The sequence below is a fragment of the Methylobacterium sp. M6A4_1b genome, from assembly GCF_053345175.1.
The window spans coordinates 1-19,107 of sequence record NZ_JBKEZQ010000016.1 but is presented as its reverse complement, the minus strand read 5'-3'; the positions used below and the strand labels follow the sequence as shown (position 1 = coordinate 19,107).

17 protein-coding genes, 1 tRNA gene, 1 other RNA gene and 1 riboswitch are annotated in these 19,107 nt (G+C 70.1%); of the genes, 9 read left to right on the top strand and 10 right to left on the bottom strand.

The window, feature by feature from the left end:
- Positions 1–16: 16 nt before the first annotated feature.
- The 3 genes from ACLBWX_RS15800 to ACLBWX_RS15790 all read right to left on the bottom strand — a co-directional run bounded on the left by ACLBWX_RS15800 (position 17) and on the right by ACLBWX_RS15790 (position 4,199).
- Complete coding sequence (locus ACLBWX_RS15800; protein ID WP_447677974.1) at positions 17–418, bottom strand: glyoxalase; 402 nt, start codon at positions 416–418, stop codon at positions 17–19.
- 230 nt (positions 419–648) lie between these two features.
- Complete coding sequence (locus ACLBWX_RS15795; protein ID WP_447677973.1) at positions 649–2,064, bottom strand: PepSY domain-containing protein; 1,416 nt, start codon at positions 2,062–2,064, stop codon at positions 649–651.
- Positions 2,064–4,199, bottom strand: coding sequence for a TonB-dependent receptor (locus tag ACLBWX_RS15790; RefSeq protein ID WP_447678033.1), 2,136 nt, complete (start codon positions 4,197–4,199; stop codon positions 2,064–2,066). The genes ACLBWX_RS15795 and ACLBWX_RS15790 overlap by 1 nt, the downstream gene beginning before the upstream one ends.
- A 418-nt stretch (positions 4,200–4,617) precedes the next feature.
- A riboswitch (cobalamin riboswitch) is annotated at positions 4,618–4,818 on the bottom strand.
- A 145-nt stretch (positions 4,819–4,963) separates the two neighbouring features.
- On the opposite strand from ACLBWX_RS15790, the gene ACLBWX_RS15785 reads away from it, so the two are divergent.
- Together ACLBWX_RS15785 and ACLBWX_RS15780 are read left to right on the top strand one after the other, a co-directional pair.
- On the top strand, positions 4,964–5,152 hold the full coding sequence (locus ACLBWX_RS15785; RefSeq protein WP_447677972.1) for a DUF2934 domain-containing protein: 189 nt from the start codon (positions 4,964–4,966) through the stop codon (positions 5,150–5,152).
- 42 nt (positions 5,153–5,194) lie between these two features.
- Entirely contained in the window at positions 5,195–6,547 is a 1,353-nt protein-coding gene (locus ACLBWX_RS15780; protein WP_447677971.1) for an acyltransferase family protein, read from the top strand.
- Between the two features lie 42 nt (positions 6,548–6,589).
- On the opposite strand, the gene ACLBWX_RS15775 is transcribed toward ACLBWX_RS15780, so the two are convergent.
- A complete protein-coding gene (locus ACLBWX_RS15775; RefSeq protein WP_447677970.1) occupies positions 6,590–8,563 on the bottom strand; it encodes an acyltransferase family protein in 1,974 nt (657 codons plus the stop codon).
- A gap of 572 nt (positions 8,564–9,135) precedes the next feature.
- On the opposite strand from ACLBWX_RS15775, the gene ACLBWX_RS15770 reads away from it, so the two are divergent.
- Positions 9,136–9,381 carry a hypothetical protein gene (locus tag ACLBWX_RS15770; protein WP_447677969.1) on the top strand — a complete coding sequence of 82 codons (246 nt, stop codon included), beginning with the start codon at positions 9,136–9,138 and terminating at the stop codon, positions 9,379–9,381.
- 43 nt (positions 9,382–9,424) lie between these two features.
- Here the strand turns inward: ACLBWX_RS15770 and ACLBWX_RS15765 are convergent, their stop codons facing one another.
- Both ACLBWX_RS15765 and ACLBWX_RS15760 read right to left on the bottom strand, forming a co-directional pair.
- Positions 9,425–9,802 (bottom strand): hypothetical protein, encoded by a 378-nt coding sequence (locus tag ACLBWX_RS15765; protein ID WP_447677968.1) that lies wholly within the window; start codon positions 9,800–9,802, stop codon positions 9,425–9,427.
- A 277-nt stretch (positions 9,803–10,079) separates the two neighbouring features.
- Positions 10,080–10,156, bottom strand: a tRNA-Arg gene (locus tag ACLBWX_RS15760).
- A 439-nt stretch (positions 10,157–10,595) separates the two neighbouring features.
- On the opposite strand from ACLBWX_RS15760, the gene ACLBWX_RS15755 reads away from it, so the two are divergent.
- Together ACLBWX_RS15755 and ACLBWX_RS15750 are read left to right on the top strand one after the other, a co-directional pair.
- A complete protein-coding gene (locus tag ACLBWX_RS15755) occupies positions 10,596–10,982 on the top strand; it encodes a hypothetical protein (protein WP_447677967.1) in 387 nt (128 codons plus the stop codon).
- A 52-nt stretch (positions 10,983–11,034) separates the two neighbouring features.
- Positions 11,035–11,724, top strand: coding sequence for a hypothetical protein (locus ACLBWX_RS15750; RefSeq protein WP_447677966.1), 690 nt, complete (start codon positions 11,035–11,037; stop codon positions 11,722–11,724).
- A 202-nt stretch (positions 11,725–11,926) separates the two neighbouring features.
- On the opposite strand, the gene ssrA is transcribed toward ACLBWX_RS15750, so the two are convergent.
- From ssrA to ACLBWX_RS15730, 4 genes are all read right to left on the bottom strand, one after another.
- Positions 11,927–12,292, bottom strand: a transfer-messenger RNA (tmRNA) gene (ssrA, locus tag ACLBWX_RS15745).
- A 5-nt stretch (positions 12,293–12,297) separates the two neighbouring features.
- On the bottom strand, positions 12,298–12,639 hold the full coding sequence (locus ACLBWX_RS15740) for a hypothetical protein (protein ID WP_447678032.1): 342 nt from the start codon (positions 12,637–12,639) through the stop codon (positions 12,298–12,300).
- 31 nt (positions 12,640–12,670) lie between these two features.
- Positions 12,671–12,853, bottom strand: coding sequence for a hypothetical protein (locus ACLBWX_RS15735; RefSeq protein WP_447677965.1), 183 nt, complete (start codon positions 12,851–12,853; stop codon positions 12,671–12,673).
- Positions 12,854–13,016: 163 nt separating this feature from the next.
- The gene (locus ACLBWX_RS15730) at positions 13,017–14,189 is read right to left on the bottom strand and encodes a zinc-dependent alcohol dehydrogenase (protein WP_447677964.1); all 1,173 of its coding nucleotides are present in this window, start codon (positions 14,187–14,189) and stop codon (positions 13,017–13,019) included.
- Positions 14,190–14,427: 238 nt separating this feature from the next.
- On the opposite strand from ACLBWX_RS15730, the gene ACLBWX_RS15725 reads away from it, so the two are divergent.
- The 4 genes from ACLBWX_RS15725 to topA all read left to right on the top strand — a co-directional run.
- The gene (locus ACLBWX_RS15725) at positions 14,428–14,658 is read left to right on the top strand and encodes a hypothetical protein (protein WP_447677963.1); all 231 of its coding nucleotides are present in this window, start codon (positions 14,428–14,430) and stop codon (positions 14,656–14,658) included.
- 275 nt (positions 14,659–14,933) lie between these two features.
- The gene (locus tag ACLBWX_RS15720; protein WP_056469573.1) at positions 14,934–15,317 is read left to right on the top strand and encodes a response regulator; all 384 of its coding nucleotides are present in this window, start codon (positions 14,934–14,936) and stop codon (positions 15,315–15,317) included.
- 85 nt (positions 15,318–15,402) lie between these two features.
- Positions 15,403–17,307, top strand: a complete 1,905-nt coding sequence (locus ACLBWX_RS15715; protein ID WP_447677962.1) for an AI-2E family transporter — start codon at positions 15,403–15,405, stop codon at positions 17,305–17,307.
- Between the two features lie 159 nt (positions 17,308–17,466).
- Positions 17,467–19,107 (top strand): type I DNA topoisomerase (topA, locus tag ACLBWX_RS15710; protein WP_447677961.1); only part of this gene is annotated, 1,641 nt, incomplete at its 3' end.

Sequence of the window (19,107 nt, the reverse complement as noted above, 5' to 3'; positions counted from 1 at the left end):
GCGCCCGACCCGGTCGTCACGGCTGCTCGACGGTGTCCCGCGAAAGCAGATGGCTGGGCCAGCCCATCCGGACCAGCAGATCGTCCGGCCCGTTCAGCGCGATCTCATACATGCCCCAGGGCTTGTGCTCGGGCCTGCGGGATGGCCCGATGATCGCATCGACCATGAGCGCGGCGCAGGCCTCGACCCTCGGCGTGTAGACGTAGACGCCGAACGGGTTCCGGCCCGGCACGACCCATCCCGCGACCGCCTCGGTGAGGTGGACGTGCAGCCCGGCGTCGTCCGACAGGATGCGATATCCGTCATAGGTCCGATCGGAAGACCGTGAGAACCCGAGCCGGCTCCACCATGCTTCCGCGCCGTCGAGATCGTTGCACGGGATGACCGCGACGACAGCGGGTATCGGTGCCTGGTTCATCGCTCGGCCCTCACGCCCGGGTGTCCCTGCGGCGAATGTACCGCCCGAAGGCGGGCCGCCGAAATCCAGCCGTCCCTGACGTTCCGGGGCGGGCCTCCGGGGCCGAGCCGGTGCAGGAAGGCCGTGACGGCGCCGTTGCCGCCGATGCGGCCGGCGGCGGTCACCCGGTCGCCCGCGATCCAGGCGCCCTCCGCGCGCTCGGGGTCCGCCGACCGGGGGGGCGCGGCCCCCTACCCCATCCGCGCCGTGCGCCGCAGGCGCCGCCAGCCCAGCACCACGCCCGAGAGGGCGATGCCCGCGCCGAGGCCGTTGAGGAGCCACATCACCGCGTCCCAGGCCGGGCGGGCCTGGAACAGGTTTCCGAAGTCCAGGCGGTGCGGCGCCTCGAACAGCCAGCGCTGGAGCCGGCCGCTGGCATCGAGGCGGTCGAGGAGCGCGCCGCTCTCCGGATCGATGTGGAGCCAGGTCGCGGCCGGGTCGTCGAAGCGCACGCGCAGGACCGGCAGCGGCCGGGTGTCGTGGTGGGGATACCAGTAGGCATCGTAGGCCGTCAGCGTCTCGGCCCCGGCGATGCGGGCCTCCGGCAGGGCGCGGGCGGCGGCCGCGCGAAGGGCCGCCTCGGGTTGCGGCGGCGCCGCCACCCGCCCGCCCCGCGCATCGGCGGCGACCAGCACGGGCCGGCCGTCCACCCGCGTGACGCGGACCTCGACGGTTCCCGCGCGCGGGATTCCGTCCAGGGCGGCGCGCGCGATCGGGGCGGGCGGTCCGGCATAGGCCTCCCGCAGCGCCGCCGGGGGCGTGCGGGGCGAGAACCAGTGGTTCGGGTTCATGGAGAGCCAGCCGCTGGCGACGAAGGTCAGGAGGCCGACGCCCCCGAGGGTGCCGAGCAAGTGGTGCCATCGGCCGAGGCCGCGATAGGGCGTCACCGCCCCGGAGGCGTAGGGCCGGCGCAGGCGCAGGCGCCAGATCCCCAGGGTCAGGCCGCTGAGCACCCCGGCGGTCGCGATACCCGAGACCCACAGCACGGTGCCGCGCCAGAGATCGGCCCGCGCCCGCAGGGGGGTGGGATAGAACCAGTGCGGGATCGCCCCGAGCCAGTTCCACAGGCGCTCCCGGCGGGTGGTGTCGAGGACGACGGCGCCGGTGCGGGCCGAGACGTAGAGCTCGGTGCCGGCCGCGTCCCCCAGCGCCACCACGTGGAAGGGGCGCAGCGGGTCGTAGCGGTCCCGCACCGTCCACTGGTCGCGGGTCACCGCCCGCACGGTGGCGCCCGGCCCGAACGGGGCCAGGGCCGCCGGCGCCTCGACGGGGCCGAGGGCCTGCCCGGTCTCGGCCGAGACCGTGTGCCGGGCGCCGTCGCGGGTGCCGACCTGATAGACCGGCGCCCCGGCCCGCATGGACAGGCTGAGGTCGCCCGGGGCCGGGTCGAGCCCGGCCCGGGCCAGGGCCTCGTCGGGGCCGAGGAGGACCCGGTCGAAGGCGAGGGGCGCGAGGCGGGACAGGCGCTCGGCCTCGGTGAGCGCCGGGAACGCCACGTAGAGCATCACCAGCCCCGACAGCACCCAGGCGGCGAGGAACAGCCCCGTGGCGATTCCGAGCCAGCGATGGCCGAGGATCAGCCAGCGCTTGAGGACCTTCGGCCGCATCAGAACCGCACGCTGTAGGCGACCTCGACGGAGCGCGGCCGCCCGAGCAGCCAGTTGGTGCCGACCCCGTTCACGGCGTTGCCGCTGATCGCGTAGACCGCGTCGAACAGGTTGTAGGCGCGCAGGGACAGCCGCGAGGACGGCGTGACCTGATGGTCGAGTCCGGCATTGACCAGGGTGTAGGCCGGGCGCCGCGCCTGGTTGCCGAAGTCGCTGAAGGTCTCGCCCACGTGCTGCAGGCCGATCCGCGCCTCCCAGGCCGGGGCGAAGGCCCAGTTGACCCAGAGGTTGCCGACGCGCTCCGGCACGTCGATGGGCTGGCGCCCGGCATAGGACACCACCGCGCCGCCGACCGCCTGGTCGAAGGCGTCGTACTGGGCGTGGAGCAGAGCGAGATTGGCGTCGACGCGCCAGGCCTCGAACAGGTGCAGGCTCAGGGCCGCCTCGACGCCGACGGAGGATTGCCGGCCGACCTGCGTGGACAGCGTCGGCTGGCCCGGCACGGCCGAGATCAGGTTGTCCTTGACGATGCGGTAGCCGGCCAGCGTCCACTCGGCCCGGCCGCCCCAGGTCACGCCCTTGGCGCCGACCTCCACCTGCTCGCCGGTGGAGAGCTTGAAGTTGGCCAGGCTCTGCGAGAGCGAGATCAGGCTGCCGACGGGATCGGTGGCGGTGGCGTATTGCGCGTAGAGCGCCAGCAGCGGCGTCGGGTTGTAGACGGCGCCGAAGCGGTAGCTCAGCGCCTGGAAATCCTGGTCGAAGGTCGCGCCGGTGACGAGTTTGGTCCGGTGCAGCACCGGCGCGTCGTAGCGCACGCCCGCCAGCAGGGAGAGCTGGTCGGACAGGATCAGCCGGTTCTCGGCGAAGACCGAGGCCTGGCGCGTGCTGGTGGCGTAGGCCGGGCCGGCGCGGCCGTTGGCGGGAAACAGCCCGGGCTCATAGGCGAAGGGGTCGACGCTCGTGACGAGCCCGCCGCCGTCGGAGGCGAAGTTGTTGGTGTGCCGGAAGGCGATGTGGTTCACGTCGAACCCGGCCAGGAATTCGTTGCGGAACCCGAACAGCGTGCCCCGGACGGTCGCGTCGAGCCGGTTCCCGACCTGCTCTTGCTGGTGGTAGATCTCGATGTAGTCCGAGCGGTCGATCCGCCCAGTGTCGCGATCGAAGGCGTATTGCTCGACGTCCCGCCACTGGCGCCGGCTCTGGAGCCGGTAGGCGGTGTTGCGGATGGTGACGTCGGCGCTCGGGCTCCATTCGGTGCGCAACTGGGTCCAGTTGTCGGTCCAGAGGATCTGCGCGTCGCGGACGTTGTAGTTGTTGAACCGGAGGGCGTCGCGGATGCGCCCGTCGACGAGCGGCGTGCCCCAGTAGCGGGCCGGCTCCTGGTAGCCGAAATCGTGGCTCAGGGTGACGGCGAGGTCGGGGGTCGCCTGCAGGGTCAGGGCGCCCGAGACCGCGAGGTTGCGAAAGCTGCCGTCCGGGGAGATCCAGCCCTCGGCGCGGTTGCCGCTGACGTTGAGGCGGTAGGCCAGGGCCTCGCCGATCGGCCCGCCGGAATCGAGGGCGAGGCGCGCGAGGCCGTCCGAGCCGACCGCGGCGCGGGCCTCGTTGAGGGGCGTGAAGACCGGCTTCTTGCTCACCACGTTGACCACGCCGCCGATGGCGCCGTCGCCGTAGAGCACGGAGGCCGGGCCGCGCAGGACCTCGATGCGCTCGACGTTCCAGGTGTCGAACGGGAAGGTCACGGTGCCGGCGCCCACGAACAGGCGGGTGCCGTCGTAGAGCTGCTGGATCGAGTTCGGGCCGGCGAAGCCCCGGGCCGTGAAGGCGCCGTTGCCGTTGCCGGGCGACGCCACCGTGGTGATGCCGGTGGCGTTCTGGGTGACGGCCTCGGCGACCGTGTTCTGGCCGCGCAGGCGGGTGGTCTCGCCCGCGATCACGTCGACGCTGGCGGGGGTTTCCAGGGGCGTCAGGCCGAGACGGCTGGCGCTGCGGCCGGGGCTGCGCAGGTTGAGGCCCTCGGCGGGCGCCGGGCCGCCCCGCCCGGACCCCGAGACCTCCAGGGTCTCCAGGGTCACGGCGGGCGGGACCTCCCGGGTCTGGGCCTCCCGGGTCTCGGCCCCGGCGGAGACCGGCATCAGGCCGCCGAGCAGGGCCGCCAGGCGCAGGACCTGTCGCGCGGGCAAGGTCTGACCTTGCAACCCGCGCGTGTTCGCGGTTCGGGATGGGATCGGGGCGACGAGCATGGAACAACCAGGGATGGGCGCGGGCATCGGTCGGGGCCGACCTGCCGTCTCCGCTAGAACGAATGTTATAACATTACAATCATGCGGCCGGGCTCCCAGCATCCTTGTCCGCAGCGCAGCCGCGTCCGGGCCGCGCGGGGCGGCCGGAGGGAGCATGCGGGAGCGGGGTGCGCGGGCGAGCACGGACATCGACGGGACGGCTGACGCGACGGGTCGCGCGAAGTGGCACGTCACCGCGAACGAGGCCGACCCGTTCGCGATCCGCGAACGCCCCGACACCCGCCGGGGCACCCCGCCCAGCGCGTTTCGCGTGTGACCACGACTGACGGCAGGTCTCCTGGCTCGCGGGTCACCGCCCTCTCATCGTCTTCCCAGGCCCGAGGACCCAGTGACGTGTTGATGATGGGCTCGCCGCTCACAGTTGCGGGGGCAGCCGCGGCCTCGGGCCTGCACCCTCACCGCGTTCCCTTTTGATCCTCGATAAAGAGGAACCGTCGAAGACAAGCTAAGCGGTTTCCGGGGCGGGGGTCAAACGGCGCCGGCCGCCTGTGGAAAACCGCCGGGCGGCAGGATTCCGGGGACGAAACCCGCGCTGGAGCGTTGGCCCCGCGTCGACGCGGCGTGCTGTGACCGAGACAGAAGGAGCAGGAAGCACGATGTCCGATGAGGAGATCACGTTCGAGCGGATCCGCGAGCGCGCCCATGAGATCTGGGAGCGCAACCACCGCCCCGAGGGATTCGAGGTCGAGTTCTGGCTGATGGCCGAGCGGGAGCTGCGCGCCGCGCGCGCCCGCAACGAACCGAAGACGGCCGCACGGGAGCCGGAGGGCTCCGCGGCGTCCTGAACCGCAGGACCTGGGCACCGGCGTCCGGACCCACGCCCCCGCGTGACCGCGCCGGCCCGCCTTCGTCACGGCCCCGCCGGCGAAGGGATTGCGGCACGATCGGGCACGATGGCCTCGATCGGGCTATCAAATGCTAACATTGAGGCTTTCCCCGACCCGGATCAGGGCTTATGCCGGACATCGAGCGTCACGCCGTCTGGTGCGCCGGCAAAAGATTTGCAAGATGTCGGGGGCCTGGATTTGAGTTTATCGGTCAACATACCGATTTCAATTCAAGATTTCGGCAACCGTGAGCGCGCTCGGTCTATCCAGGCATCGAAACACGCGCCACTATACGCCATTCAGATCTTGCGGTGCCTCGTCGCGTCGTTCGTGATCGTGGATCATATCCTTCTGTATTTTGCTACGGAAGAGATCTACGGCGTCAATCTGAAGAGCATCGCGTGGATGTTCGGCGATCTCGGGGTCGAAACCTTCTTCGCGATCAGCGGCTGCCTGATGATGGTGACGTCGCAGACGACGTACGGCCAGCGCGGGGCGCCGGCCACGTTCATCCGGAAACGCTTCCAGCGCCTGATCCCCCTCTACTGGTTCATCACCGCGCTGCTCCTGTTCGCCATCGTGCGGAAGCACCCCCTGCCGCCGATGAACGAGATCCTCGCGTCGTTCCTCTTCCTGCCCGTGACCAATTCCCTCGGGGAGGTCCGGCCCGTCCTGCCCCAGGGATGGACGCTGAACTACGAGATGCTGTTCTACCTCATCTTCGCGTTCAGCCTGCTGTTCGCGAAGCGGACGGGGATCGTCGTTCTCTGCGCGGTGTTTCTCGCGCTGTTCGGAATCGGCCTGTCCCAGAAGTCGCTGCTCGACACGCGGTCCGCGTCGACCACGCTGGAGTTCTGCACCGATCCGATCATCCTGACCTTCCTGGGAGGCGCCCTCGCCGGGCTGATCCGCCCCGCGCTCGCCGCCCGCCTGCCGGCGACCTCGCCCGCCCTCGGCCTCGCCCTCCTCGCCGCGTTCCTGCTCTGCTTCGTCGGTGGCCTCGCGATCCTGGTGGACGATTCGGTGCCGCGCTCGGTCTTCGCGAAATGGGGCGTGCACGTCGCGGCCGTCCTCGCGATCCTCGTCTGCCTGATCCCCCACAGAGCCCCCGAGACCCCGGTCGCCAGAACCCTGAACCTCCTCGGTGACGCGTCCTTCTCGACCTATCTGGTGCACACCTTCGCGATCCGCTGGGGCTTCATGCTGGTCGGGGCGCTGTCGATCGACCAGGCCTTCGCCCGGATCGTTCTGGTGCTGATCTTCGCGAACCTTCTCGGCCTGGCCGTCCATTTCGTTCTCGAGCAGCCGCTGCTCCGGGCGTTCCGCTTCCGGCCCTTCGCCAAGCGGGCCTGACCTCGCTTCCGCGCATCTGTGGCCGGATGCGGGCCGGGCTCCTCAGAGGTCCGCGATGCCGTCGAGGAACCGGAACCGGTCCGTGCGGATGGCGGTGGCGCGGAAGTGGTTGGAATCGCGGTAGAGCGGGTAGCCCCGTGCATCCAGCGCCGGACAGGTCTCGGGGCCGCACAGGGAGGCGACGGGATCGACGACCTTCGCCGCGACCCGCCGCGCCAGCGTGCGCAGCCGCGCCTCGATCGCGGCGTTGCGGGACTCGAAGCCGGCACGGTCGATGGTGTGCAGGTCGGCGATGCTGCTGCCGCGGAAGATCCGCTTCGAGATCTCCATGGTCAGGTCGTCCTTCATGCGCGGAAACGGCAGGACCAGGACGATTTCGGTGCCCCGCTGCCGGATCCCGCGGAGCCGTTCCTCGAGCTTGGCGAAGGCCGCGTCGACCCGCTCCTCGAAGATTTCGGGGGCGGCTTCCGTCAGACATCTTTCGCCCACGACGAAGCAGGTCCGGTCGACACTGGGCATCGTGCCGGGGATGGGGGGCACGAAGTAGGGTGTCCAGATCGACGCCAGGACGACCCGCGCATAGCCCCCGGTCTCGGCCTGGGCCAGCGCCTTCTCGGCGAAGACGTCGCAGCGGATGCTGGTGGTGCGGCCCACCGTCGGCACCGGCGAGCAGCCGTTCGCGGTGATGAATTCCAGCCGCTCCCGCGGCATGCGGTGGCCCTCATCGGCGAACCGCGCATACATCATCTCCGCGTGGGAATCGCCGATGACGAGGACCTTCGGCCCGTCGCCGGAGCCGAGCCGGCAGGGCCGCAGGGCACCGAAATTGTCGAGGCCTCCGCAAGTGCGCGGATAATCGCCGTCGTTCCGCGCCGCCTCCAGTTCCGCGAACCGCGAGGTCTCGCCCGGCACGCGGGCGGGCAGGCCGTGGCCGAGGAACACGAGGCCCGCCAGGACGCCTGTCGCCGCGAAGCCGGCCCCGCCGAGCCGGACGGTCGTCCACCCGGACGGCCGGACGGCCGGACGGTGGCGCGACGCGATCCGGGACAGGCCGGCCCAGCCGGCCAGGAGGCCGACGAGGAGGGCCAGCATCGCCGGACGGTTCTGGGGCAGGTCGAAATAGGCGAACCCGACCACGATCGGCCAGTGCCAGATGTAGATGGCATAGGACCAGCGTCCCACGGTCTGGACCGGCCGGTTGCTGGACCAGAGCGCGTGGGGGCGCCGTGCGGCGATGACGAGACAGGCGCCGAGGACGGGCAGGAGAGCGCGGTAGGACGGCCACGGCATGGTGCCGTCGAAGGTCAGCACCGCGACCGCGATCGCGCCCAGCCCGGCGAGTTCCAGGACGCGGGCGCGCCCGGCGCCGATCTGCCGGCCCTCGAAATGGAGGAAGACCAGGCCTCCGGCCAGCATCTCCCAGGCGCGCGTCGGCAGCAGGAAGAAGGACGCCTGGGGTAGGATCGGCGTCGCCAGGATGCAGGTCGCCAGCGAGAGCAGGAACCCGGCCCACAGGATCGGCCCCTGCCACCGGCGCAGCCGCTCGACCATCCGGATCAGGACCAGGATCACCGGATACACCATGTAGAACTGCCACTCGGCGGAGAGCGACCAGGTGTGGAGGAGCCACTTGGTGTCGGAGCGCGCGTCGAAGTACCCGGACTCCCGGTAGAACACCACGTTCGAGACGAAGGTCAGGGCCGCGAGCGCATGCTTGCCGATCTGCGCGTAGGTGATCGGCTCCACGAAGAGGTAGCCGAAGATCAGGACGAACGCGCAGAGCCCGATCAGGGCCGGGACGATCCGGCGGGCGCGATCCTTGTAGAACGTCCAGATCGAGAACGTGTCGTTCGCGAGGCGCGAGCAGATGATCTTCGTCATCAGGTAACCCGAGATGACGAAGAACACGTCGACTCCGGCGAAGCCGCCGCTCGCCCATGTAAATCGGAAATGGAACAGCACGACCGCCGCGACAGCAATGGCGCGCAGGCCGTTGATGTCAGATCGAAAAGACATGCGTCACTCCAGTTGTCGAGGGAGTGATACACGAATTTACCGTCGTTCAAAATTTGGAAACAAGATGTCATGAGTACCATCATTTGATTAAAACAAATGATAATTTTCTAAGACAGGCACGCATCTCTGTAAAAGCGTATTTCGTCCGACCTATAGCTTTCAGGTGATCGGCTATAACAAAAGGTATCTTCTGAGGTATCTTCCAAGGTCTCTTCCGAGCGCGCTCGATCTCTGCGAATCGGCGGCGGGATCGGCACGGTTCGGGTGCGCGCATGCGCGTCGGCCGTGCCGGGGCACGAACCGGGCGGCCCCGCGCGGAGTGTTCCGGGCGCTCACCCGATGCGGTCGGTGCCGGGGGACGGCCCCGGCGCGATGCGGCCCGCGCCTGCGGTCCCGCGGATCGCTCGAAAGACCGGCGCTTGGGTCCGGGCTCCCGATGTTCGGCTGTGCCTGACGGGACGGGCGCTTTTGCAGTGCAACTCAAATGTTGCGAAGCACAAAACTGCCTTTTATTTATTCTTGTATCCTCTTTATACCTAGGTAGTCTGACTGCTGCTGATGTTGGTGTGGAAATGCTCCTGATCTGTTTCGTTTCGCTCGGTGCCGCCGCAAGTCAAGCCGTCCGCCTGCCCGGGCTTCTTCTCATCGTCCTGGTGCTGGCGCTGGCCATCGGGCTCGAGGGCGCGCTCGCGCAGCGGTCCCTCGGGACGGTGCTGGCGGATGCCGCCTGGATGCTCGTGGCGGTCGAGGCGACCTACGTCGCGACGTCCCTGCTCTGGAACGCCGAGCCTTCGCCCGTCTCCCATCGGAAGGCCTGACCGGACACGGTCAGGCAGACGTGCCGGTCGGAGACGCTGGGAGTCAGCGCCCCAGGATCCGGGTCCTGATCAGCAGGCGGGCCAGCATCGTGCCGCCCAGGGCGCCGAGGACTGCCCCCGATCCGCTCGCCGCGAAGTCGATGACCTGGGCGGTCCGGCCGGGAATCCAGAATTGCCCCACCTCCAGAACGGCGCCCAGGGCGACGAGGGGGAGGCCGACGCGCCACCAGGGCCGCCCGTGGTAGCCGAGGACGAACAGGCCGGCCGTCCCGCAATAGGCGATGGCGTGCTCGAACTGGCCGGGCAGCGACGTCCGCGCCTCCCAGTCCCGCGGGATCCACGAGAGCCAGACGAGCGCGCCGACGCACAGCCAGGCCGCCACGCGGAACAGTCTCGGATGAACGGCGCCGATCTGCGACATGACGGACCCCCCTCGCGCGTGCCGGTCGCGGGCGACCCCGCCGGCGCGCCGGCCTCGCCGGTGTCCTACAGGACGCGTGCCCCGCGCGGATAGGGATCTCAGCATCCGGGTCGCCGAGCCCTGCGCTGCCGCCGGGCCGGCCGTGAATCGCCAGGACGATCGACGACGGCCCTCTGCGGACCGGGCTTCGCCGCTGCGGTCGCCGCCCTCGAACGGAGGCTGCGCGACGGCGGCCGGTCCCCCGGGGGACGGTCTGCGAAGATTTCAGGGAATGAAGTGGCGCGCCCGAAAGGATTCGAACCTCTGACCCCCAGATTCGTAGTCTGGTGCTCTATCCAGCTGAGCTACGGGCGCCTGCGACCGGTGGGCGGGTTGGTGCCGCCCCGGTGTGAGCGGGTGTTTAGAGGCTCCCTTTTGCGCTGGCAACCCTGGCCGGACAGATTTTTCGCACGGACGGGACGGCCGTCCCGGCTGCGCGGCGCCCGGCGCGGCCGCGGCGGCACGTCCGGCCGCGATCCGTGGATGCCGCGCGGTGCGGGAAGGTGTTTCCGCGCTCCGGACCGGGTCGGAGCGCGACGCACAGCGTATGCATCGATCAAATCCCATGCTTTGCCGGAACCTGATCTTGTCGTTTCATTCGATGATCTGTGTCAGGCCAAGGTGGAACAAATATGACAATGCTCCAGCGTGGCCATTCGCACGTGAATTCGTCGGCTCTGGCCTGGAACGCTTTCGCGTTCTGCGGGATTGAGAGGGACTTCCGCCAGTCGCAGATTTATCCAAGGAGAACGCCGTGAAACGGTCCCTGACCACCCTCGCCATCCTGACGGTCCTCGGTGCGGGTTCGGCCTTCGCCCAGACCACCGTCACCGGCACGCCCGCCCCGGACGCGAAGTCGAGCGCCACCTCCGGCGGCCAGGAGGCCGTGACCCGGCCCAACACCGACAAGCCCGACGCCACCAAGCCCGCCACCGCCAAGGCCGCGTCCAACGCCAAGCTCGAGGAAGGCGCCAACAGCTTCACCGAGGCCCAGACCCACCACCGCCTCACCGAGGCCGGCTACAAGGACGTCAAGGGCCTGACCAAGGACGACAAGGGCATCTGGCGCGGCGAAGCGGTGCTCGACGGCAAGCCGGTCAAGGTCGGCGTCGACTTCAAGGGCAACGTGGCGGCGCAGTAAGCCCGCCCGTCGAACCCGCCTGCACCCCCTCGCCCGCCCACAGGAGTTTCCCATGGCCCAGCAGACCATCACTGCCCTGTACGACGACTACACCGATGCCAGCGCGGCCGTCTCCAAGCTGGAGGCCGCCGGCGTGGCGCATTCCGACATCAGCATCGTCAGCAGCAACGAGGGCGACCGGCATGCCGGGCGTCTGCGCACCACCACCGACCTCGATGCGCCCGGCCAGACCGGTGCGGTCCATGGCGACACCCCCGAGAAGGCGTCGAGCGGCGCCGGCGCGGGTGCCACCGTGGGCACGGTCCTCGGCGGCGCCGCCGGCCTGCTGACGGGCCTCGGCCTCCTGGCGATCCCGGGCGTCGGCCCCGTCGTGGCGGCCGGCTGGCTCGTGGCCACGCTCACGGGCGCGGGCATCGGGGCCGCGGCCGGCGGCCTCGCCGGCGGGCTCACGGGCGCGGGTCTCAGCGAGTCCGACGCCCATACCTACAGCGAGGGCGTGCGCCGCGGCGGCACCCTCGTGACGGTCCGGGCCGACCAGGCCCATGCCGCGCGGGTGATGGACATCCTCGAGGAGCACGGTTCGATCGACGTCGACGAGCGCGCGCAGAACTGGCGGGCCGAGGGCTGGACCGCTCCGCAGGCCGCCGCCGCCACCTCGCCGGATGCGATTCCGGGCAACGCCCTGGGCGGCACCGTCGAGGGCCGCAATCGCGTGCGCGCCTACCCGACCACCCCGGTCTGAGCCGGAAGGCGCGGCCGCCTGCCTCGCGCAGGCGGTCCGGAACGGACGACAACCCCGGTGCCTTCGGCGCCGGGGTTTTTCGTGTGCCGGGATCGGATGGATGGGGCGCTTGGGAGCGTGGGCGCAGAAGCGCCCCGGGCCAGCGGGTCCCGCTCTCTCGACGATCCGCGCGTAATAAGGAAAGGGTGGGTCCCGGAGCCGAAGCTCCGGGTTCTGTTTCGACGGTTACCCTACCGCAAGATGCTTACGCCGCGAGGCGGGCATCCATGACAACGTTATCGTTGGCATTTAGAGTTTTGGCCAGATGCTCGAAACAGGGGTTGCCTGCGTCGAACCGGTCGAGTCCTTACCGACAGTCGCATCGTCCTTCACCGGAGTGAAAGCGAACTCGCGATCCCTTTACCGCCCAGTCGATCCTATTTCGCCCCCATCAGAAGACCACTCGCATCGGCAAATGGGCTTCTGGTGGAGGCGCCGGAGTACTGCCCTCCGGGTCCTGAAACGTTATTACGAACCGGTCATCAACCGCAGGCCCGATATAGGCGAAATCGCCGCGCGGGTCCAGCCGGCGCGCTATCCGGCCGCACCGGTCTCGCGATCGGCCTCCTGCAGCGTCTCCTGCGCGAACCAGGCGGCATAGGGCGTGGTCCGGGCCATGTGCCGGTTGAGATCGGGCGCGCCGTCCTCCCACCAGACGGGGCCGCGTTCGCCGAGGCCCCGCTTGGCCGCGTCGACGGCGCGACGGGCCGCGGCGACGGCCTCCGGGTCTCCGGCCGCCCGGCCGGCCTTCACGGCCCGGCGCGCGTCCATCAGGGCGGCGACGAGGGCTTCGCGCTGGGCCGGCGCGAGGTCGGGCCGGGTCCGGCGCCAGAGCCGGCCGCGGACCACGAGGTAACGGCCGTCCGGAGTCACCAGCGGCGCGGCGGCCGTCTCCCGTGGCGCGGCTCTAGCCCGTGGCGCGGCCGCGGCGATGGGCCTGCTCCTCGATCAGGGCCTCGACGGCCGCGATGGTGTTCTCGAGGTCGGCGACGCGGCGCAGCACGCTGTCGGGCGGCAGCATCTCGATCTTCGCGGCTTCGGTGATGAGGGTCCTCTGAGCGTCCTTGAGACGGTTGAGGAGGGAATCCAAGTCTGACATCGTTCGGCTTTAGCGGATGCCGGGGCCGGCCCGCAATGCACATCGCGGCGAGAGACGTAAGATATCCTTGGCTGTTGTCCGGTCGCGCGTCGAAATCCGACGCGCGACAGGGTTCGGACTTCCAAGATCCTGATTCCGTCTTGGCGCTCCCGGCTCAGTTCGGGTGGAAGACCACCTTCACGCAGCCGTCCTTCTTGTCGCGGAAAGTCTTGTAGAGGTCGGGACCGTCGGCGAGGTCGGCGGAACGGTGCGTGATCAGCGAGGTCATGTCGAACTTGCCTTGCTGGATCAGGCTCGTCAGCGTCTCGAGGTAGCGCTTCACGTGGGTCTGCCCGCTCTTCAGGGTCAGGCCCTTCTGCACGATCGAGCCCATGTTGACCGGCACCGGGCCGCCATAGACGCCCGGCACCGAGACGATGCCGCAGGGGCGCACGGCCTTGATCGCCTCGGCGAGCACGTAGGGCCGCTCGGTCGAGGTCAGCTTCTCCTGCAGGGTGCTGAGCATCCCGGCCATGCCGTGGCCGGCGGTGGCCTCCATGCCCACGCAGTCGATGACGCCGTCGGCGCCCTCGCCCTTGCTGATCTCCTTGATGCGCTCGAAGACGTCCTCCTTCATGAAGTCGATGACGTCGGTCGCGCCGTATGTCCAGGCCAGCGCGATGCGCTCCGGCACGGTCTCGATGGCGATGATGCGCTCGGCGCCCATGATCTTGGCCGACTGGATCGCGAACAGGCCGACGGGTCCGGCCCCCCAGACCGCGATGATCTCGCCGCCCTTGATCTCGCAATGCTCGGCGCCCTGCCAGCCGGTGGGCAGGATGTCGGTGAGGAACAGGACCGACTCGTCGTCCATGCCGTCCGGCACCTTCATGGGAGCCACGTCCGCCATGGGCACGCGGACGTACTCGGCCTGACCGCCCGCATAGCCGCCGGTGAGGTGCGAATACCCGAACAGGCCCGCGGTGGTGTAGCCGAACTGGGCGGCCGCCATCGCGGCGTTGCGGTTGGAGCGCTGGCACACGGAGAAATTGCCGAGGCGGCACTGGCGGCATTCCCCGCAATTGATGTTGAAGGGGACGACGATGCGGTCGCCCTTGCGGAACTTGGTGAAGCCGCTCCCGACCTCGACCACCTCCCCCATGAATTCATGGCCGAGCACGTCGCCCGATTCCATGGTGGGCATCTGCCCGTCCATCAGATGCAGGTCGGAGCCGCAGATCGCGCAGGACGTCACCTTGATGATGACGTCGCGCGCATCCTCGATCCGCGGATCGGGGACGGTGTCGCAGCGGATGTCGCCCTTGCCGTGCCAGCACAATGCCTTCATCGCGGATCTCCGCCCGCCCGGGGCCGGAATCCGGCGCGCGGCAGGTTTGATGGTGAGGGAAGCGGTGGCCGTGAACCGGCCGTCCCGACGAGAAGGCGCCCGCGCCGGGCCTTGTTCCCCGAAGGGTCCGGTCTCCCCGGATCGATCCGGCGGGTGGAACGGGAGCGGCCGTCGCCCCGTTGGCCTCGCGATCCGCGCCGGGCATCCGCGTCGGATCTGCCCGTCCCGCGAAGGCCGCATGCTGCTCCTCGTCCTGTTCCTCCTGCTCTTCGCGACCCTGGTGCTGATGGTCGTCCGGCGGCGCCACATCGGCCGCCTCACCTCCTTCGCGACGCTGCTGGCGGTCGCCATGCTGATGATCTGGATGCAGGACAACGGGCTCCTGCCCGGGAGCCAGGGCCGGTTCAGCGACAGCCGCCCTCACACCAGCCTCGATCCGCCCCTGCCCGCGCCGCCGCGCGCGCCCTGACGGACCGGGCCGTCACGGGCGTCGCCCCCATTCTCTTCGGCCCTGTTTCTCTTCCGCCCCTGTGTCGCTCGATCGCGTGGGATGCCATGGACCGTTCGGGCCGATCGTGCGTTCACAGCACGGTCCCAGCCCGTGTCTTGCTCGGGAGGCCGCGTGCGTGGAAGACCGCGTGCTCGGAAGACCGCGTGTCGGGGCCTCGGGTCCCGTGCGGACCGCCCGGGCTGCGATGGGTCCGGCGCGATCGGGGCCGGCGACGAACGAAGGATATGGGGGCGATGGCGAAAATCCTGCTGGTGGAAGATCACGAGGAGATCTGGGACTTCCTGTCCCGCCGGCTGAAGCGGCGCGGCTACGACGTGATCCTGGCCCATGACGGCGAGTCCGGCGTGCAGCAGGCGCGCACCGGGCGGCCCGACGTCATCCTCCTCGACATGAACCTGCCGATCCTCGACGGCTGGTCGGCGGCCCGGGTGCTCAAATCCGGCAGCGACACCAAGGGCATCCCGATCATCGCGCTGACCGCGCACGCCATGTCGGGCGATCGCGACAAGGCGATCCAGGCCGGCTGCAACGACTACCACCCGAAGCCGGTGGATTTCTCCAAGCTGCTGACCCAGATCAACGCCGCCGTCGGACCCCAGGCGCCCGCCGTCGCCTGAGACGCCCCGGCGGTCCGCGCCTTCCCCTCCCGGCGCCCCAGGCCCGGGCACCCGCGTCGCTCACCCCAACGAGACCCACCCATCCATGAGCGACGATCCCATCACCGCCCGCCTCCTCCGGCAGGCGATGCCGGTCTTCACGACCCTGGCCTCCTGCCTCCTCGTGATCACCATCGCGGCGGCCCTGTATCTCGGCCGCGACGTCTTCGTGCCGGTGACCCTGGCGATCCTGCTCAGCTTCGTCCTCGTGCCGGGGGTGCGCCTCCTGCGCCGCATCCGGGTGCCGCGGGCGCTGGCCGTCCTCGCCGTGGTGCTCACGGCCTTCGGGGCGCTGCTCGGAATCTCGCTCCTCATCGCCAACGAGGCGGCGCAGCTCGCCTCGGACCTGCCGCGCTACCAGGTGACGATGCGCGAGAAGATCGCCTCCCTGAAGGAGGCGACCGCCGGCAGCGGCACCCTCTCCCGCATGGTCGACATGGTGCAGGACCTCGGCGCCGAGCTGCAGCCGGACCCGAACGCGGCCACCCCCGAGGGCAGCGCGGGCAGCCCCGCCCATCCCCTCCACGTGCAGATCGCCTCGGCCAAGGCGGGGCTGCTCGGGACCCTCGGCGCCGTCGCCGGGCCGATCCTGCATCCCCTCGCCACCACGGGCCTGATCCTGATCTTCACGATCTTCATCCTGCTGCAGCGGGAGGACCTGCGGAACCGGGCGATCCGGCTGGCGGGCTCCGGGGATCTCCGCCGGACCACGGCGGCCATCGACGACGCGGTGGCCCGCCTCAGCCGCTTCTTCCTCGCCCAGCTCGTCCTCAACATCGCCTTCGGAATCGTGATCGGCTTCGGCCTGTGGTGGATCGGCGTGCCGAACCCGATCCTGTTCGGGGTGCTGGCCGCGATCATGCGCTTCGTGCCCTATATCGGCGCGGCGATCAGCGCCCTCCTGCCCCTCATCGTGGCGGCCGCCGTCGATCCGGGCTGGAGCATGGTCATCGCCACCGCGATCCTGTTCGTGGTGGTGGAGCCCATCGCCGGCCACGTGGTCGAGCCGCTGCTCTACGGCCATTCCACCGGGCTCTCGCCCATCGCGGTGATCCTGGCCGCCACCCTCTGGGCCTTCCTGTGGGGGCCGATCGGCCTCGTGCTGGCGACGCCCATCACCGTCTGCCTCGTGGTGCTGGGCCGTCACATCGAGCGCCTGTGGTACCTCGACGTCCTCCTGGGCGACCGCCCGGCCCTGTCGCCGCCGGAGATCTTCTACCAGCGCATGCTGGCGGGCGATCCCGAGGAGGCGATCGACCAGGGCCGGATGTTCCTGAAGGCCCGCGCCCTCGTCACCTATTACGACGAGGTCGTGCTCGCCGGCCTGCTGATGGCGCAGGAGGACCTCTCGCGCGGCACCCTCGACCGAACCCGCCAGGACGAGGTCGGCGCCGCCCTGCGCGCCGTGGTCGCCCGCCTCGGCACCGTGCCGGTGGGCCGCAGGGGCGGGTCCGCCGTCTCGGCCGGCAACTCGGAGACCTCGGCGGCCATCGCGGCCATCGGACCCGACCGGCAGGTCGCCGCGGTGGTCCTGCGCCCCGACGACCTGCCGGCCCGCTGGCGGGCGCCCCGGCCGGTGCTCTGCGTCTCGAGCCGCGGCCCCTTCGACGAGGCGGCGACCCTGATGCTCGGGCAGATCCTCGGCCGCCACGGCCTCGGGGCGCAGGTGATGTCGATGGCGCAGCTGCGCCGGGGCGAGACGCCGGACGACCTCTCGGGGATCGCCCTGGTCTGCTTCTCCTACCTGGAGCCCGTCAGCCTGTCGCAGATCCGCCTGAACGTGCGCCAGGCGCGCCGGGCGATTCCCGGCGTCCGGGTCCTGGTCGGCTTCTGGCGCGAGCGCGATCCCGCCTCCCTCGACCGCCTGCGCCGCACCCTCTCCGCCGACGTGCTGGTGACCACCCTGAACGGCGCCCTCGACGCGGCCCTGACCTTCGCCAAGCGGGCGTGAGACCGGTCCGGACCGCGGGGGCCATTTGACATCCCCCTGGGCTTGACCCACTTCTCCCCCGCGCCGACCCCCTCTGCGGACGGATGGCGACGCCCCCCGCACAATCTGCGACCGGTCGTTGCCGCGGGTCAGGCCCTGACGAGAGGCTCGTATCAGCACATGAAAGTCGTCGTCGTCGAGTCGCCGGCCAAGGCCAAGACGATCAATAAGTACCTCGGCCGCGACTACGAGGTTCTCGCCTCGTTCGGCCATATCCGTGACCTTCCGGCCAAGGACGGCTCCGTCGATCCGGAGGCGGACTTCCACATGCTGTGGGAGCTCGACGACCGCGGATCGAAGCGCGTCTCCGACATCGTCAAGGCGCTCAAGGGGGCCGACGGCCTGATCCTCGCCACCGATCCGGATCGCGAGGGCGAGGCGATCTCCTGGCACGTGGTCGAGGCGCTCACCGCGCGGCGCGCCCTCAAGGGCATGCCGGTGGAGCGCGTGACCTTCAACGCGATCACCAAGACGGCGGTGGAGACCGCCATGCGCCAGCCCCGGCAGATCGACCAGGCCCTGGTCGACGCCTATCTGGCCCGCCGGGCGCTCGACTACCTCGTGGGCTTCAACCTCTCGCCGGTGCTCTGGCGCAAGCTGCCCGGCGCCCGCTCGGCCGGCCGCGTGCAGTCGGTGGCGCTGCGCCTGGTCTGCGAGCGCGAGCGCGAGATCGAGGTCTTCAAGCCCCGCGAGTACTGGTCGCTGGTGGCGACGCTGATCACGGAGACCGGTGCCAGCTTCGAGGCCCGCCTCACCGGCGCGGACGGCAAGAAGATCCAGCGCCTCGACGTCGGCAGCGGCGACGAGGCGGCGGCGTTCAGGCGCGACCTCGAACTCGCCACCTTCCAGGTCGGCAGCGTCGAGGCCAAGCCGGCCAAGCGCCACCCCGCCCCCCCCTTCACGACCTCGACCCTGCAGCAGGAAGCCTCCCGCAAGCTCGGCATGGCGCCGGCCCAGACCATGCGCGCCGCCCAGAAGCTCTACGAGGGCGTGGAGATCGACGGCGAGACGGTGGGCCTCATCACCTACATGCGGACCGACGGCGTCGACATGGCGCCGGAGGCCATCGAGGACGTGCGCCGGGTCGTGGCCAAGGAGTACGGCGAGCGCTACCTGCCGGGGAGCCCCCGCAAGTACAGCGTCAAGGCCAAGAACGCGCAGGAAGCGCACGAGGCCGTGCGCCCCACCGACATGAGCCGGCTGCCGAAGGCGGTGGCCCGCACCGTCGATGCCGAGCAGGCCAAGCTCTACGAGCTGATCTGGACCCGCACGGTGGCGAGCCAGATGGAATCGGCCGAGCTCGAGCGCACGACGGTGGACGTCGTCGCGGGGGTCGGCCCGCGCAAGCTGGAGCTGCGCGCCACCGGCCAGGTGGTGAAGTTCGACGGCTTCCTCACCCTCTACCAGGAGGGCAAGGACGACGAGGAGGACGAGGACGGCCGGCGCCTGCCGCCGATGAAGGCGGGCGACCCCCTGAAGCGCGAGCGCATCGCCTCGACCCAGCACTTCACCGAGCCGCCGCCGCGCTATTCCGAGGCGAGCCTCGTCAAGCGCATGGAGGAGCTCGGCATCGGCCGCCCTTCCACCTACGCCGCCGTGCTGCAGACCCTGCGCGACCGCGAATACGTGCGCATCGACAAGAAGCGCCTCGTGGCCGAGGACAAGGGCCGCCTCGTCACCGGCTTCCTCGAGAGCTTCTTCAAGCGCTACGTCGAGTACGACTTCACCGCCGACCTCGAGACCCAGCTCGACCGGGTCTCG